Genomic DNA, 17,744 nt, shown 5'->3' with positions numbered 1-17,744 from the left:
CTGGTTGTTGTGCAAATATAACAACTTGTTATAAATAAAACAAAATGTTTTTATATAAATCTACTAATTAGGTAGATTATTCAAAAATGAAAGAATGCGGATTCTATATGTTCAAGTTGAAATTGCTTAGTATTTTTAAGGATGGTAATAATATCAAATCGAACCTCAACGTCCATATTATTCTCGTTAACATAATGGTCAGCTGCCATGACCAATAGTTTTATTTTTTTCGGTGTAACCGTTTCAGCAATATTCTCTAGAAAATCTGAGCTTCTTGATCGGACTTCAACAATGGCCAGCACATCATCCTTTCTAGCGATAATGTCTATTTCCGCCTTTAAGTACCTATAATTTTTGTAGCAAATGACATACCCATTCTTTTTAAGGAAGTCTACCGCTAATTGTTCTCCTTCCTTTCCAAACTCGTTATGTTTTCCCATGTAGTAGTGCTCAAATTGTGCAATTCATCGAAAATATAGGAATTTCGACGCCATTATAAGGATAATTCTCGTTATTTGATTCCAGATTATCGAAAATAGATAGTTTTAAATACTATACCAAATTTCGAAACGTTTAGCATAGAAGCCCCAACTCTACGAACGTAATACAAATGCCTATTTTAAGACTATGGAATATTTCATTAATTGTAATACTTCTACTCTTGCTCCGTATACAGCTAATTTAGACCAGCTTAGAGCATCTCATTTATATAGACGATTAGGGTTTAGCGCCTCTGTCGCCACTATAGACCAAGCCACGGGACAAAATGCCGGCACCTTGGTTGATCAGTTGGTTGATGAAGCGTTGAATATGCCCACGATAACTGCTCCTACCTGGGCAACATGGACTAATGCTAATTATCCTGAAGATAGTGACGCTAGCAATCAACTAAAGAGAGAACAAAAGAACGAGTTTCAGCTAGCATATGCCAATAGCTTGTTGAACAATAATTTAAGAGATAGGTTAAGCTTTTTTTGGAGTAACCATTTTGTTACGGAATTAGAGGTTTATAACTGCAACTCCTATTTATATGAATATATAGAGTGTTTACAAAGAAACTCAATAGGTAATTTTAGAACATTTACCAGAGAAATAGGGCTTACAAATGCCATGTTGTATTACCTAGATGGTGTATATAACAATGGTAACAACCCCAATGAGAATTATGCAAGGGAGTTGTATGAGCTCTTTACTTTAGGTGAGGGCAATGCTTATACGGAAGAAGATATTATTGAAACTGCCAAGGCTTTGAGCGGTTATGTAGAACGTGGTGAAATTGGTTGTTCTCCAGTAGCCTTTGATGCTACCAAGCACGATGCCGGTAGTAAAACCATTTTGGGCCAGACAGGTAATTGGGGCTATGATGATGTCATCAATATTCTTTTTGAGCAAAGGGCTCCTGAAATAGCCGAATTTATTTGTAGAAAACTATACGAATTCTTTGTTCACCCAGACTCTAGGGATGATGCCAATAACGCACAAGTTATAATCGATGGCATGGCAGCTACTTTAGTCTCCAATGATTTTGAATTAGCACCGGTTCTAAGACTTTTATTCAAGAGTCAACATTTTTTTGATGATGAAGCTATTGGGGTTATTATAAAGAGCCCTGTAGATTTCTATTTTAACACGCTCAACGAATCTGGTTTTGCTTATACCGATACCAATGTAGCCGAAATGGTAAATTATAGCGCATTGCTAAGTCAAGAGATATTTGAACCGTTTGATGTTGCCGGATGGCAAAGAGACCGATCTTGGATCAACACTAATTTTATGATCGGGAGATGGCTTACTATAGAAAGTATTTTAGAGAATTTCTACATGGCCGATAATGAACAATTTAGGTCTTTTGGATTAGAAATATCCGGTAATGCAGGCTTAACCAGTTCTAACCCAGATGAAGTTGCAAGGCTAATAATCGATTTTATCCTCTCCAAAGGACTATTAAATGAAGATGAATATGCCAAAGCATTTACAATTTTCAGGAGTGATGTTGAAGATGTGTATTATGAAGGTGGCAACCAAGAATCTTGGACCTTGGCCACTTGGCCACAAGCACCTTTTCAAGTATATCTACTTTTTCAATATTTAGCGAGACAACCTGAGTTTCAATTAAAATAACACCTACATCTATGTGCAATACACACCATACCCCATTTAAAGGCCTACATCACGAAGGTCATGATGAAGAACATAAAACATGGAGCAGACGCTCTTTTTTACAAGCAATGGGCATTGCAGGATCAGGCTCAATGATGTTAGGTTCCAACATGCTATCAGCTTCTGCTCCATCTGCATTGTCTGCAGGTATATCAGCAGCAGAAACAGATAATATTCTTATACTCATTCGCTTATCTGGTGGCAATGACGGGCTAAGCACCGTTATTCCCATTGAACAATATGATAGTTACGCAAATGCAAGACCCAACATATATATACCAGAAAGTAAAGTACTTAAATTGACCGATGAATTTGGTGTTCCTTCCTATATGAATTCCATTGCCCCAATGTGGGATCAAGGTCAGTTTAAAGCTGTTCATGGTGTAGGATATGAAGGTCAAAGTTTATCACACTTTACAGGTTCAGATATTTTTGCCAATACAGACATAGAAACTACGGGTTTTAGTGGACTAAATACTGGTTGGATGGGCAGGCACTTTGAAAGTATTTACCCAGATTATTTAGTAAATCCGCCAGCAGCACCTGCTGCCATTCAAATTGGACAATTCGGTAGTTTGGTCTTTCAAGGGGACGAAACCAATTATGCCTTTGTCACCTCAAATGTGGATCAATTAGAAGAAATAGCCGAATCTGGTGTAGTTTATGGTCTAGAAGATACTTTGTTCAACAATTGTATGTACGGTGATCAATTAAAGTTCTTAAGAGGTGTTGCCAATACAACCTATGAATATTCAGGAATTATTCACGACGCTTACACACGTGGACAAAACCAAGTTGAATATCAAGATAATAGTTTTGCCCGCCAACTGGCTCTTATAGCAAGATTGATAAAAGGTAATTTGGGTACTAAGGTTTATATGATTTCTATGGGAGGATTTGATACCCATGGCAATCAACCACAGGCACATGCACGTTTAATGACCAACTTATCTGTAGCCGTAAATAACTTCTATGAAGATATTGCATTTACTCAACAAGATGATAAAGTATTGAGCATGACTTTTTCTGAATTTGGTAGACGTATTTTCGAGAATGGTTCTAATGGTACCGATCACGGTAAGGCCACACCAACATTGTTCTTTGGATCAGGCTTAAACGGTAGTGCTTTTGTAGGTGACCATCCCACTTTAGATGACCCGGACGGAAGAGGTAATTTAGAATATACAATGGATTTTAGAGATCTGTACGCCACGGTATTAGCAGAGTGGCTCTGCGTTGACATTCCATTGGTAGAGGCACATTTATTGAATTACAAACCCTATGTTCCGGTAGATTTAGGTTTTAGTTGTAGTGGAGAACCATTTCCGGATATAGCTTACAGTGATGGTGAAGTTACACCACCGGTACCGCCAGGGGAAGAGGCCGAAACACCTATAACTCCAGATTTATTGAACGCTGTGGTACATAAACCATTCTACCCAACGGATCAGACACCACATATCTACCTAGAAATGCCATTTTCTGCACACGTAGATATTCAACTTTATAATATTTTAGGACAAAAAGTAGGCACCGTTTTCAACGAAATGATGTTAGAAGGTTCTACAGAAATAAATATACGAGAGCGCATGCCCGAACAGTTATCTACAGGTAAATACATCTATAGAATCAATGTACAGAATCAAAAGATGAGTAAATCTGTTATGGTAGCCTAGTTTGTTTCCCACAAATGAAAAAGCCCTATTTGCAATATGTAAATAGGGCTTTTTTTATGTAAGTTTAGAATTGTTCATCTTAGATTCAAATCTTAATTCTTTAATAACCCTATGGTTTTTGTTCTTGTGAACCAAAGCCACATTCTTAATGTTTTTCTCAACGCTCTTTCCTTCTATATCTAACTTTTCTAAACATTTATCTAGCTTTAGTTTTTTTGAATCACCAACTGCCATACCATATATATTTTAGTTAAAAAAATAAGTTTTTTCTTACAATAGAACTTTTTTTTATTCGTTTTAGTATATTTTTCAGTAACCTCCCTAATATTTACTTCACTTACCAGTCCTATATTGACTATAGTTTCATTAGGACGATAACTTCAATTGCTCGGATATTAGTAATTCTCCCAGCAAATTCAGTATTTTTGTGGCTTAATTTATTTTGATGTCCGATATTAAATCACCCTCTAGATATACGATTACTGCAGCACTACCTTACACAAATGGTCCAATTCATATTGGTCATTTGGCCGGTGTTTATGTGCCTGCAGATATTTACGCCCGTTACTTAAGATCAATAGGTAAAGATATCGCCTTTGTTTGCGGTAGCGATGAACATGGTGTTGCCATTTCAATGAAAGCTAAAAAAGAAGGCGTTACCCCAAAAGATATTATTGACAAATACCACGCAATAATTAAGCAATCGTTTATGGATTTTGGTATTACGTTCGATAATTATTCTAGAACCTCTGCTCCCGTTCATCACAAAACAGCATCGGATTTCTTTACGACACTCTACAAGAAAGGAGACTTCATAGAGGAAACTACAGCCCAACTATATGATGAGGAAGCCCAGCAATTTTTAGCTGATCGTTTTGTAATAGGTACGTGTCCAAAGTGTGGAAATGAAGAGGCATACGGTGATCAGTGTGAAAATTGTGGGTCAAGTTTAAATGCGACGGATTTAATAAATCCAAAGTCGACCATTACCGGAACAGTACCAACCACCAAGGAAACAAAACACTGGTTCTTACCATTGGACAGATATGAGGATTTTCTTAAAGATTGGATATTAAAAGGACATAAGGACGATTGGAAACCAAATGTTTACGGTCAATGCAAATCTTGGATCGATGGTGGCTTAGAGCCAAGAGCTGTCACCAGGGATTTAGACTGGGGTATACCGGTACCTGTTGAAGGCGGAGAAGGAAAAGTATTATACGTATGGTTTGATGCCCCGATCGGATATATTTCATCTACCAAAGAATGGGCTGCTCGTGAAGGAAAAGACTGGGAACCGTATTGGAAAGATAAAGACACTAAATTGGTGCACTTTATAGGTAAGGATAATATTGTTTTTCACTGTATTATTTTCCCATCTATGCTAAAGGCAGAAGGAAGCTATATTTTACCGGAAAACGTTCCTGCAAACGAGTTCTTGAATTTAGAAGGAAACAAGCTTTCTACATCTAAAAATTGGGCGGTTTGGTTACATGAATATTTAGTGGATTTTCCAGAAATGCAAGATTCGCTACGTTATACACTTACAGCAAACGCACCGGAAACAAAGGATAATGATTTTACTTGGAAAGATTTTCAAGCACGTAACAATAATGAATTAGTTGCCATTTTAGGTAATTTCATTAACAGGGTAGTTGTACTGACCAACAAATATTATGATGGCAAAATACCAGCTACAGGTAGTTTAACCAACGTTGATGCAGAGACACTTGAGCAATTATCAAAATACCCTGAAATCATTTCAACTTCTATTGAGCGTTACCGTTTTAGAGAAGCTGGTCAGGAATTAATGAACCTTGCCCGTTTGGGGAATAAATATTTAGCCGATGAAGAACCATGGAAGGTCATTAAGGTAGATGAAGAACGCGTAAAAACAATTATGAACGTGGCTTTACAAATAGCTGCAGGTTTAGCTGTTTTAAGTGAGCCATTTTTACCATTTACTTCTAATAAATTAAAGAATATTTTAAATCTATCCTCTTCGGGGACTGAGCGTAGCCAAAGTCTTAACTGGAACGATGTTTCTGATAAAGAAGCATTATTGAAGCCTGAACATCAAATAAATAAAGGAGAGTTACTTTTCAGAAAAATTGAGGATGCTGAAGTACAAACTCAGTTAGATAAGTTAGAAGCGACCAAAAAAGCGAACGAGAACGAAAACAAACAAGTAATGCCACAAAAAGATACAATTACCTTTGATGATTTTTCTAAATTGGATATGCGTGTAGGTACCATTATCGAAGCTGAGAAAATGGCGAAGGCCAAAAAGCTTTTGGTACTTAAGGTTGATACCGGATTAGATGTTAGAACCATAGTTTCCGGTATTGCAGAAAGCTTTAAACCAGAAGAAATAGTTGGTAAAAAGGTAACGGTGTTAGTCAACCTAGCACCAAGAGCATTGCGCGGTGTTGAGAGTGAAGGTATGATTTTGATGACAGAAAACGCCGATGGAAAATTGGTATTTGTAAATCCTGACGAGGATGGAGTTGGTAATGGATTGACCATTAATTAAACCAAACAGAATATATCATTAAAAGCTTTGGTTAATCACCAAAGCTTTTTGTTTTTAGATAAATAGGTCTACACCTTGATTTCAATACCTAATAATGGGTATTTTTAAAAGTTCTAAACGATTTTACATGCAATTACTGCCCTTTATACTTAAACACACCCAACTGCCCGAAAAAGGAATACAGAATACCATTGAGCTTTTAAATGCCGATTGCACCATACCTTTTATATCAAGATACCGTAAAGAAAAAACCGGCAATTTAGATGAAGTCCAAGTGGGAGCCATTGTTCAATTCAAGGAACAATTTGAAGCGCTAGAAAAACGTAAAAAAGCAATTATAAGGGCAGTTGATGAACAAGGCGTACTTACAACGGAACTACAACAAAAATTTGAGCGCGCGGAAGATCTTACCCAATTAGAAGATCTTTATTTACCTTTCAAAAAAAGCAAAAAAACAAAAGCCGAAGTTGCACGTAAAAACGGACTAGAGCCTTTGGCAAAAATCATTATGGCGCAACGTAATGATGATATTGAATTTACGGCATCTAAATACCTTAGCAATACTGTTGAGAATGAAGATGATGCTTTAGAAGGTGCACGCCATATTATTTCTGAGTGGATAAATGAAAGAACAGATATTAGAGCATCTATCAGATCTCAATTAGCAAGATTTGCCATTATTAGCACCAAATTGATCGGCACAAAAAAAGATGATGAAAAGGCGCAGAAATTCCGTGATTATTTTGATTGGAGCGAGCCTTTGAACAAATGTCCGTCCCACAGATTATTAGCTATACTTCGTGCAGAATCTGAAAAATTCATTCGGGTTAAAATTGAATTGGATGATGAACGATTATTAGACCGAATAGAAAACAGAATTATAAAAACAAATAATGCCTGTGCCCAACAAATTGAAATGGCTTTGGCAGATGCCTATAAGAGATTATTGTTTCCTTCCTTATCCAATGAACTTTTAAAAGCGGCAAAGGAAAAAGCAGACGATGATGCCATTGCTGTATTTTCCAATAATCTGAGACAATTATTATTGGGCGCTCCTTTGGGAGAAAAACGTATACTTGCCATTGACCCCGGTTTTAGAACGGGCTGCAAAGTGGTTTGTTTAGATGCCCAAGGCAATTTGCTACACAATGAAACCATATACCCACATGCGCCACAAAACGATTTTGGCGGAGCTATCAAAAAATTAAGCTCATTGGCAAATGCGTATAAAATTGAGGCTATTGCCATTGGCAACGGTACCGCGTCAAGAGAAACGGAACAAGTCGTAAAGAAAGTACTATTCAACGATCCCGTTGAAGTTTTTGTAGTGAGCGAAGCTGGTGCCTCTATCTATTCCGCATCTAAAATTGCGCGAGAAGAGTTTCCCAATTATGATGTTACCGTACGTGGCGCCGTTTCTATTGGTAGGCGCTTAGCAGACCCACTTGCAGAATTGGTAAAAATAGACCCTAAATCTATTGGTGTAGGGCAATACCAACATGATGTAGACCAAAACAAGCTAAAAACTTCCTTAGATACGGTAGTTGAAAGTTGTGTAAACTCCGTCGGCGTAAATATCAATACTGCCAGTGTTCCACTATTAAGTTATGTATCTGGTATTGGTCCTAAATTAGCAGAGAATATTGTAAGCCAAAGAAAGGAAAAAGGAGCTTTTAAAAGCCGAAAAGATATTATGGATGTTCCTCGTTTAGGCGGCAAAGCGTTTGAACAAGGGGCGGCATTTCTACGTATTAAAGATGCTGAAAATCCGCTTGACGATTCTGCCGTTCACCCAGAGAGTTACGGTATCGTAAAACAAATGGCAAAAGATAAAGGAACCGAAATTCTTTCCTTAATTGGCAACAAAACGCTCCTTAAAGACATAGACTTACAAAAATATTGTACCGCCGAAGTTGGACTACCCACCTTGGAGGATATTCGTTCAGAATTGGAAAAACCTGGACTGGACCGTAGAGAAAAGGCAAAGGTGTTCACCTTTGATCAAACTATTAAATTGATCACCGATCTACACAGTGGGCAATTACTACCAGGTATTGTAAACAATATTACCAACTTTGGGTGTTTTGTGGATATAGGTATAAAGGAAAGCGGATTGATCCATGTTTCAAATCTTTCGGACAGCTTCGTTAAAGATGTTAACAAGCATGTTCATTTACACCAACAAATAATTGTAAAGGTATTAGATGTTGATGTTTCAAGAAAAAGAATTCAATTGAAGCTTCACAAATAGAAATGTAATGCTAAAAATAGCCTATCATCCTATTTACAAACATCCATTGCCAGAAGGGCACCGGTTTCCAATGCTAAAATATGAACTGCTACCACAGCAACTTATTCATGAAGGCACATGTACCGAGGCTAATTTCTTTGAGCCAGAAATACCAAATGACAAGTATATTATAGCGGTACACGATCCTGAGTATTTCTATGATTTATTGAACATTATGATTTCGCCAAAAATGGCACGGAAAATAGGTTTTCCACTATCAGAAGAACTGGTAGAACGAGAACGTATTATTGCCGATGGCACCATAAAAGGTTGTGAATATGCATTGAAAAATGGCATTGCCATCAATATTGCCGGTGGCACCCACCATGCTTATAGCGACCATGGTGAAGCCTTTTGCATGCTGAACGATCAGGCTATTGGCGCAAGGTATTTACTGAATAAAGGGCTGGCGAAAAAAATTCTCATTGTTGATCTGGATGTGCACCAAGGCAACGGAACGGCAGAAATATTTCAAAATGATGAATCGGTCTTTACATTCTCCATGCATGGGGCTAGTAACTACCCGTTCAAAAAAGAAGAATCTGACCTTGATATTGCCCTACCTAAAGGAACCAACGACGAGACCTATCTTTCTATTTTAAACAAAGAATTACCTAGACTAATTGAAAATATACAACCAGATTTTATCTTTTATCTATGTGGCGTAGACATTCTTGAGAGTGACAAATTAGGAACTTTAGGTTTAACTTTAGAAGGATGCAAAAAACGGGACGAGTTTGTTTTAAGCACTTGTCATAGACTAAAAATACCTGTGCAATGCAGCATGGGTGGTGGTTATTCTCCAGATATCAAGATTATTGTAAATGCTCATGCAAATACATTTAGAATAGCACAGCGTCTATATTTTTAATGTCTTTTCAATAGTAATAGGATCAAACATTGTTCTAATTTCACTATATTCTAAACGACCAACCCATTAAATTTGCACCATGAAAAAATTATTGACCCTTTTAGGCTTTATTTTATGTATCTCATTAAGTGCACAAGAAACCAGTAAAGATTCTGTTGAAACAAGATGGAATATGTTCAAGTATGATATTGCCACCATGTTTCAAGGTGTGGGATATTCTTATACAAGACCCCTACATTGGGAAGGAAATCAATGGGCTCAATTTGGTGCGGTCGTTGGCGGTACAGCTTTGGTATATTTAGCAGATGATGATACCTCTAGGTTTATTAGAAATAACAGGGAAGGAGTACCCCAAGTAATTCGTGATTATGGAGAATTTTATGGTAGCCCGTCAAACAACTACATGGCAACTTCTGGTGTTTATGCAGTGGGATTAATAACCAAGAACGAAAAACTAAGAAGAACAGGTGTGCTACTGATATCCTCAGCCACCTCTGCCGGATTATTACAGCAGGTCTTAAAATCGGTCGTGGGCAGAGCAAGACCGCTCGCCGATCTAGGTAAGGATACCTTTGATCCATTTAACTCCAGCAGAAATTTCCATTCTTTTCCATCTGGACATGCCCTACTTGCATTTACGAATGCATATGCCATAGGTAAGCAATTTAAGAGTCCATGGGTAAAAGCAGGAATTTATACCCTAGGAGCAATACCTGGTATTTCACGTGTTTGGGACGGTCAACATTGGTTGAGCGATATGGTCTTTGCTTTTGCCATAAGTATTGCAACAGTAGAATCCATAGACAGATATTTGGACAAAAAATATGACCAAAAGTACAACGACCAAAAGAAGTTGGTCAGTTGGAACTTAAATTTTGGTCCAGGCACTATGGGTGTGACCGTTAATTTTTAAATTCCTACAACAGATTAATACATTTATATAGGTGTTTTCCTACATTTTACAACATTTTATTACATAAGACCTTAATATTAATGTTCTTAGCGAAATAAACAAACGCTATGCATTTAAGTCTTACCTACAAATTATTGTTGTTTTTTTTAATATCTAGTTTCGCCTCTGCACAGGTCAAAATAGGGGACGAAGTGAATTCCATAGATAATTCCTCTCTCTTAGAACTTGAAAGCAACACAAAAGTACTTGTCTTAACAAGAGTTACAAATTCACAAATGTTGAATATAAGTCCCCTAAACGGTGCACTTGTATATAATATTGACAATAGATGTATTTATACATACAATGGCACTCAGTGGATAAGTTTATGTGAAGAATCAACAAACAGTATTTCAATAATAGATAATGAGGATGGATCGTTTACATTAACTGCAAATGATGGTTTAACGTTCACATCTCCCAATGCTGCCAGCCTTAAAGGGGAAAAAGGAGACATTGGCGCAGAAGGTTTACCAGGACAGAATGGCGCCGACGGACTTAGCGCATACCAAATTGCAGTGAACAACGGGTTCTCCGGTACGGAACCGGAATGGCTTACCAGTCTCGAAGGTACAGACGGAAACGACGGAAATGATGGTGCTGCAGGTGCTGCAGGCGCTGACGGACTTAGCGCATATCAAATAGCAGTGAACAATGGATTCTCCGGAACGGAATCGGAGTGGCTTACAAGCATTGAAGGTGCAGATGGAGCAACAGGCGCCGACGGACTTAGCGCATACCAGATCGCGGTGAACAACGGGTTTTCGGGAACGGAATCGGAATGGCTTACTAGCATTGAAGGTGCAGATGGTGCTGACGGAAATGATGGTGCTGCAGGTACTACAGGTGCTGCAGGCGCTGACGGACTTAGCGCTTACCAAATTGCAATAAACAACGGATTCTCCGGAACGGAATCGGAATGGCTTACCAGCCTAGAAGGTGCAGATGGAACGAATGGAAACGACGGAGCAACAGGTGCCGATGGACCTAGTGCTTACCAAATTGCAGTTAACAACGGATTCTCCGGTACGGAACCGGAATGGCTTACCAGCCTTGAAGGCACAGATGGAACTGACGGAAACGACGGTGCTACAGGCGCAACTGGAGCAACCGGAGCAACCGGAGCAGCGGGTGCAGACGGTGAAGATGGACTTAGCGCATATCAATTAGCAGTGAACAATGGATTCTCCGGTACGGAACCGGAATGGCTTACTAGTCTTGAAGGAAGTGACGGAAATGATGGTGCTACAGGTGCTGCAGGCGAAGACGGACTTAGTGCTTACCAAATTGCAGTGAACAATGGGTTCTCCGGAACGGAACCGGAATGGCTTACCAGTCTCGAAGGTACAGACGGAAACGACGGAGCTACAGGCGCAACTGGAGCGGCAGGCGCCGATGGACTTAGTGCTTACCAAATTGCAGTGAACAACGGATTCTCCGGAACGGAATCGGAATGGCTTACCAGCCTAGAAGGAACTGACGGAAACGACGGAGCAACAGGTGCTGACGGTGAAGACGGACTTAGTGCTTACCAAATTGCAGTGAACAACGGATTCTCGGGAACGGAATCGGAATGGCTTACCAGCCTTGAAGGAAATGACGGAAATGACGGAGCAACAGGTGCTGCAGGTACCGATGGCGAAGACGGACTTAGCGCATACCAGATCGCGTTGAACAACGGATTCTCCGGAACGGAATCAGAATGGCTTACCAGTCTTGAAGGTACCGATGGAACTGACGGAAACGACGGTGCTACAGGCGCAACTGGAGCAACAGGCGCTGAAGGACTTAGCGCTTACCAAATTGCAGTGAACAATGGATACTCCGGAACGGAATCGGAATGGCTTACTAGTCTTGAAGGAACTGATGGCGCATCAGCAATTGTTCAGAATTTAGACAATGCAGATGCCATTACAACCTTAAGTACCTCTGCGTTAATATCATATCTTCAAACAGAAATACTAACCCAGTCAACTACTTTTAGCACTTCAAGCCTTCTGGGCATTGACACTATTGAGTTGAGTATAGTGGCACATACCTTTAATCCCGTATTAAGTAATATCTCAGGAGCAAAATATGTAGGGGAAATCCAATGGGAAATTTTAGAGACGTTGGGAATATTTAAAAACAGATTCGCTATTTATGTAAATGGTACACGAGTTACTCCAGTATTGAACATTTGGCCAAACGTTGTAAACATTACCTCTGCCCCAACGAGTAGATTTTTTGAATATACAAGTAATGGCAACGATGTTATTGAATTAAGAATGTCTAGAAGTTTAGGCGCAACTGGCATATCTCAAGTTTTAAATGCAGAGTTAAAATTGAAAAGATCACTTTAAAGTTCATTCTTCTAACATCCCATTTTATGAAACATAAAAATTTTACATACCCATTTATATTGCTATTCTTAGTAACTGCCATGCAATTACAAGGACAAAAAATGAGAAACCATGGAGATTTTGAAGTTCATACTAATGGGCAAGTGGGATTTTTTGGACCAATAATAAATGACGGCTTTTTTTTTTGTAATAGTGGATTAGTCGGACTGTACGGAGAAAGTTCTTATCATATTTCAGGAAACGTAGTACCAAAACTCTATGATTTAGAAATAGCAAATGCTTCAAGCATATTATTAAATGTACCTGTTACAATCAGCAATAATGTAAATTTTATTTTAGGAGATTTAGAAACCACAAAAACAGATAGCATCAACTATTTGGAATTCAGCCAATTGTCTTTTTCAACCGGATCATCTGATTTCTCTAAAATGAATGGTTTTGTTAAAGCCAATGTCCAAGAACACTTCATGTTTCCTACAGGTGACAATATCTTTTTAAGACCCATCTCTGTTGAAAGTACGCTATTGAATGTTAAACATATGGCCTGCTATTTATTTGAAGATTCTACAAAGAACTATCCGTTTTATAGTAATGAAGAAATAGCACAGATCAACACTAACGAATTTTGGATACTAAAAGGAGCTCACCAAGTTTCAATAACAATTGATTGGAATGAACGTAGCAGCATAGAAAGAATTACCGATGATATCAATGACATTGAAATAGTTGGTTATCATATTTCTACATCTCAATGGAAAAGCTTAGGAGGCAGAGGGAATACAGGCGACTTGAACAGTGGATTTTTAAGTTCAGAACCTTTTATACCCAATGATTACGCCGCAATTACTTTTGGAATTTTTAACCAAAATGAAAACGAACAACCAGAAATTCCACTAAACAGTTATCATTATATGCTTAGTCCGAATGGTGATGGTATAAACGACAAGTTTATTATTGAAGAACTAGCGGATTATGAAAATAACGTACTCCATATTTACGATAGAAATGGATTACTTGTTTTTGAAGCACAAAATTATACCGATGAATTTGATGGAAATACCGGAAAAACAATATCTGCTTTAGATAGAGATGCAGGTTTAGCCCAAGGTATTTATTACTATATAGCAGCTGTAAATGGAGGAGAATTTTCAATACAAGGCTATTTATATATCGACCGATAATCTGAACCATAGTACTATTAAAGTCAGTCATCCAACATATACAACGCAAACTTAATTTTCCAATAAGGCACTTTTTCTTCAAAGTATTCAAAATAATCTTTCAACCCTGTAGCATCGGTTAATTTTGATTTGGCTTTTTCTATTTGTGCTATTTCTTTAGCGTCAACAAACTGATCTAAATCTAGCTCCTCACCTTCGGCATGTTTTTTCATTAAATGTCCGTAAATGGTGTTTTCAGATAGGTTTCTTTGCGTGGCTATCTCAGAAACCGATAATCCGTCAGAAAACAGTTCAAAAGTTTGATCGTGAGTTTTCTTTTTAGATTTTTTAGTGCCTACATGCTTTTTAATTTCCTGCAAAAACACATCTGCATACTTCTCTAATTTCGCCTGACCTACTCCGGATACCTCCATAAATTCCGTTTCGTTCTTAGGTAACTTGGCTTCCATATCTTTCAAACTGGCGTCACCAAAAACTACATAAGCAGGAACATTCTGTTCTGTTGCGATCTGTTGCCTAAGCAATCGTAGTTTTTCGAATAAATCGGTTTTCTTCACTTTTGATTTGGATGGTGCCTTTTTCTTTTCCACGGCTTTTTGTAAAACGGCCAATTGTATTTTTTTACCGGAAAACAAAACTTCGTTTGCCAAGGGTGTTAACCCGATCCTAGCCCCTTCCCTAAAGTTGATTTCCAAAATACCTTGGTTCAACATTTGAATTACATACTGCTGTAAATCTAACCATGTAACATCTGTTACGGCGCCATAGGTTTTTATATGCTCATATCCCTTCTCTAATACCTGTGCGTTTTTTGCCCCTCTTAAAACATCAATCACCATACCCATAGGCTCACGCTCCTTTAGTCTGGCAACTCCGGAACATACTTTTTGAGCCAATACCGTAGCATCAAAATAAGCAGGCGGTGCGGTACATATATCACAATTACCACAACCTTGGGTAACTTGTTCTCCAAAATAGTTCAACAATGCAATCCTACGGCAACTTAAGGCTTCGGCAAACTGTTGCATGCGCTCTAATTTAGCATATTCAACATCTGCATTTTCACTTTGGGTTATAAACCTTCGTAATTGTGCTACATCTGCAAAACTATAGAACAACAAGGCATGTGCTGGCAGTCCGTCCCTACCACCACGACCAATCTCTTGATAATAGCCTTCTATATTTTTAGGTAAATTATAATGTATGACCCAACGCACATTACTTTTGTCTATTCCCATACCAAATGCAATGGTGGCTGCAATGATCGGTACTTTGTCCGTAATAAATTCTTCTTGCACCAATGATCGCTCATCTGAAGACATACCTGCATGGTAAGCTTTGGCCTTAAAACCTGCATTGCGCAATTTCTCGGCAATAGCCTCGGTACTTTTTCGGCTAAGGCAATAGATAATACCGCTTTCAAAAGGACGCTCCTCTAAAAATTCTAATATATGCTTTATTCTATCTTGGGCAGGTTTTACATCCAAATACAGGTTAGGTCTATTAAAAGAAGCTAAATGGCGATTGGCGTTCGGAATACTTAATTGATCAACAATGTCATCTTGTGTAGTTTTATCGGCAGTTGCCGTAAGAGCCATAAAAGGAATATTAGAAAACCTTCTTTTCAATCCGCCGAGCTGAGTATAAGCCGGTCTAAAATCATGTCCCCATGAAGAGATACAATGTGCCTCATCAACTGCGAAAAGACTTATTTTTAAGTTCCCGAGAATGTTATTAAAGAAGCCTAAACTTTCAGGAGCAACGTAAAATAATTTCAACTCTCCTCTCTCTAACTTCCCTAAAATTTCTTGTTGTGTTTCTACAGACTGGGAGCTGTTGTAGTACTCTGCAGCTATACCGTTAGCTTTAAGCACATCTACCTGATCTTTCATTAACGCTATAAGTGGTGAAATCACAATAGCGGTTCCTTCAAGTGCCAGAGCCGTTAATTGATAGCAAAGGGATTTACCACCACCTGTTGGCATTATCGCCAATACATCTTTTTGTTGCAATGCATCTTCAATAATTGATAATTGATTCGGTTTAAAAGAATCATAACCAAAATATTTCTTTAATAAGGGAAGTAATTCTTGCTCTTGTGTCATCATGTTTTGCAAAAATAAGAAGTTTGAATACCATAAAGGTCTTTGGACTGTACTAAGACTTGCATTCATCTACATTTATAATGCCGATTTAATGGTGCCAACTGAACTTTACACATAATTAACTCCTAATATTCAGATGTGTGTCAACCCGTTTTTAGCACAGTTCAAAGACCTGATAGTAATTATTACTTTCCTAACATCAACAGCTCATTACACCTAACTTCGGTAATATATCTTTTATCACCTTCTTTGGTTTCATAAGAGCGATGGGTTAACTTTCCCTCTATGGCAACCTGTTTGCCTTTTATCAAATAATTCTCTACGATTTCAGCAGTCTTACCCCACGCTACAATATTATGCCATTGGGTATCGTCTACTTTTTCTCCGTTTGCATTTTTGTAACTGTCTGTGGTAGCAATGGAAAATTTTGCCAATTTGTTGCCTCCTTCCAAGTTTACAATTTCTGGGTCTTGCCCTAAATGTCCAATCAACTGTACTTTGTTCTTTAATGCGTTCATCTTACTAAAATTTAATGGTTTAACAGTTCATACTATCAAGCTACTATAGCCCAACACCGCAAACCTAGAACAGCATTGAAATTTTATTCGGTATGTAAACGTTTACTATCGTTAGTTGTCGTTTACATTCGTTTATAAACGTTTTTATTTTTGATTTACAGTAATTTACAAAACATAGAAGAGTTATATTATTTTCTACGATATAACCACCAATTCATATCTCTAGTTAAAGTATATCCTAATTTTTCATACAGAGGTATTGCAGAGTTACCCTTATTGGTGTGAAGAATGGGCTTCTTATTCTCTTTTAGAATCTCTTTTGTTGTATGTGCAATTAATTGTTTTGCAAGTCCTCGTCTCGTAAAATCCGGATGGGTGACAACGGCACTAACCTCAATAAAAAGATCTGTTTGCATTCGTTGACCTGTTATTGAAACCAATTTACCATCCTTAAAAATACCGTAGTAATTACCCATTTCAAAAGTTTTTCTTCTGTAATATCCGGGCATTACCAACCAAACCAAATCATATATTTCATTGATATGTTCATCTCCCAACAAAACAATTTCCTCAGTGATAGAAACATCTGATAACTCATTCAGAACCATTTGACAACCATCTATTTTCTTTTCCAAAAAAACATGGGCACTATCAACTTTTGGAGTTTTATTTTCTGATACAAAGAAAAAACTATCGGTAGTTTTAAGGTATTGGTTTGAAGCGGCAGTGGTTCTATCTTCATCAAAAAATGCACCAAAAGTGCACACTTCTTGATCATAAAATAATACTTCCTTATACTTAACCGCAAATTTTTTGTGAGTTTCATTTAAGGAATACCACACCGGATTTTTAAGTTGCTGTTCTAACGCTGTCATTATATAAATATAAACAGTACAATTTAAATCTTAGCTAACTATATATTTACGACTAGTAAAGATTTTTGTTAAATAAATATAATTAGAACGCTTTTTAATATTAAAAAATGAACATTGTTTAAATAAATAAGCTTTTTTATCTATTTTAAACAAAGTAATTAATAAACCAACCATTTTGAAAACCTATATTCTATATGTTCTGGAATAGTATAGGCTAGAAGTTACAATGAAAACTTCTTTT

At 37.7% G+C, this 17,744-nt stretch carries 13 protein-coding genes; 8 read left to right on the top strand and 5 right to left on the bottom strand.

What is annotated here, in order from left to right; genetic code table 11:
- Nucleotides 1–80: 80 nt before the first annotated feature.
- The gene (locus YQ22_RS09985) at nucleotides 81–440 is read right to left on the bottom strand and encodes a YraN family protein (protein WP_071341081.1); all 360 of its coding nucleotides are present in this window, start codon (nucleotides 438–440) and stop codon (nucleotides 81–83) included.
- A gap of 187 nt (nucleotides 441–627) precedes the next feature.
- Here YQ22_RS09985 and YQ22_RS09980 point away from each other — a divergent pair, with 187 nt between their 5' ends.
- Together YQ22_RS09980 and YQ22_RS09975 are read left to right on the top strand one after the other, a co-directional pair.
- Nucleotides 628–2,121, top strand: a complete 1,494-nt coding sequence (locus YQ22_RS09980) for a DUF1800 domain-containing protein (RefSeq protein ID WP_071341080.1) — start codon at nucleotides 628–630, stop codon at nucleotides 2,119–2,121.
- Between the two features lie 11 nt (nucleotides 2,122–2,132).
- Nucleotides 2,133–3,836: a DUF1501 domain-containing protein gene (locus tag YQ22_RS09975; RefSeq protein WP_071341079.1), complete on the top strand. Its 1,704-nt coding sequence runs from the start codon at nucleotides 2,133–2,135 to the stop codon at nucleotides 3,834–3,836.
- A gap of 54 nt (nucleotides 3,837–3,890) precedes the next feature.
- On the opposite strand, the gene YQ22_RS09970 is transcribed toward YQ22_RS09975, so the two are convergent.
- Nucleotides 3,891–4,070, bottom strand: a complete 180-nt coding sequence (locus tag YQ22_RS09970) for a hypothetical protein (RefSeq protein WP_071341078.1) — start codon at nucleotides 4,068–4,070, stop codon at nucleotides 3,891–3,893.
- Between the two features lie 211 nt (nucleotides 4,071–4,281).
- On the opposite strand from YQ22_RS09970, the gene metG reads away from it, so the two are divergent.
- The 6 genes from metG to YQ22_RS09940 all read left to right on the top strand — a co-directional run bounded on the left by metG (nucleotide 4,282) and on the right by YQ22_RS09940 (nucleotide 14,005).
- Complete coding sequence (gene metG / locus YQ22_RS09965; protein ID WP_071341077.1) at nucleotides 4,282–6,369, top strand: methionine--tRNA ligase; 2,088 nt, start codon at nucleotides 4,282–4,284, stop codon at nucleotides 6,367–6,369.
- A 127-nt stretch (nucleotides 6,370–6,496) separates the two neighbouring features.
- Entirely contained in the window at nucleotides 6,497–8,620 is a 2,124-nt protein-coding gene (locus YQ22_RS09960; protein WP_071341076.1) for a Tex family protein, read from the top strand.
- Between the two features lie 7 nt (nucleotides 8,621–8,627).
- Complete coding sequence (locus tag YQ22_RS09955; protein ID WP_071341075.1) at nucleotides 8,628–9,530, top strand: histone deacetylase family protein; 903 nt, start codon at nucleotides 8,628–8,630, stop codon at nucleotides 9,528–9,530.
- Between the two features lie 79 nt (nucleotides 9,531–9,609).
- The gene (locus YQ22_RS09950) at nucleotides 9,610–10,443 is read left to right on the top strand and encodes a phosphatase PAP2 family protein (protein WP_071341074.1); all 834 of its coding nucleotides are present in this window, start codon (nucleotides 9,610–9,612) and stop codon (nucleotides 10,441–10,443) included.
- A 107-nt stretch (nucleotides 10,444–10,550) separates the two neighbouring features.
- On the top strand, nucleotides 10,551–12,824 hold the full coding sequence (locus YQ22_RS09945; RefSeq protein ID WP_071341073.1) for a hypothetical protein: 2,274 nt from the start codon (nucleotides 10,551–10,553) through the stop codon (nucleotides 12,822–12,824).
- A gap of 26 nt (nucleotides 12,825–12,850) precedes the next feature.
- Nucleotides 12,851–14,005, top strand: a complete 1,155-nt coding sequence (locus YQ22_RS09940; RefSeq protein WP_071341072.1) for a gliding motility-associated C-terminal domain-containing protein — start codon at nucleotides 12,851–12,853, stop codon at nucleotides 14,003–14,005.
- A gap of 23 nt (nucleotides 14,006–14,028) precedes the next feature.
- Here the strand turns inward: YQ22_RS09940 and recQ are convergent, their stop codons facing one another.
- The 3 genes from recQ to YQ22_RS09925 all read right to left on the bottom strand — a co-directional run bounded on the left by recQ (nucleotide 14,029) and on the right by YQ22_RS09925 (nucleotide 17,503).
- Nucleotides 14,029–16,113: a DNA helicase RecQ gene (gene recQ, locus YQ22_RS09935; RefSeq protein WP_071341071.1), complete on the bottom strand. Its 2,085-nt coding sequence runs from the start codon at nucleotides 16,111–16,113 to the stop codon at nucleotides 14,029–14,031.
- 182 nt (nucleotides 16,114–16,295) lie between these two features.
- Nucleotides 16,296–16,628: a single-stranded DNA-binding protein gene (locus tag YQ22_RS09930; protein ID WP_058104152.1), complete on the bottom strand. Its 333-nt coding sequence runs from the start codon at nucleotides 16,626–16,628 to the stop codon at nucleotides 16,296–16,298.
- A 188-nt stretch (nucleotides 16,629–16,816) separates the two neighbouring features.
- Entirely contained in the window at nucleotides 16,817–17,503 is a 687-nt protein-coding gene (locus tag YQ22_RS09925) for a GNAT family N-acetyltransferase (RefSeq protein WP_071341070.1), read from the bottom strand.
- Nucleotides 17,504–17,744 lie beyond the last annotated feature (241 nt).

This window comes from Maribacter sp. 1_2014MBL_MicDiv, from assembly GCF_001865655.1.
GTDB classification, from domain to species: domain Bacteria; phylum Bacteroidota; class Bacteroidia; order Flavobacteriales; family Flavobacteriaceae; genus Maribacter; species Maribacter dokdonensis.
Note: the sequence above shows the minus strand (reverse complement) of the source record. Positions and strands in the feature narration are given on the sequence as shown.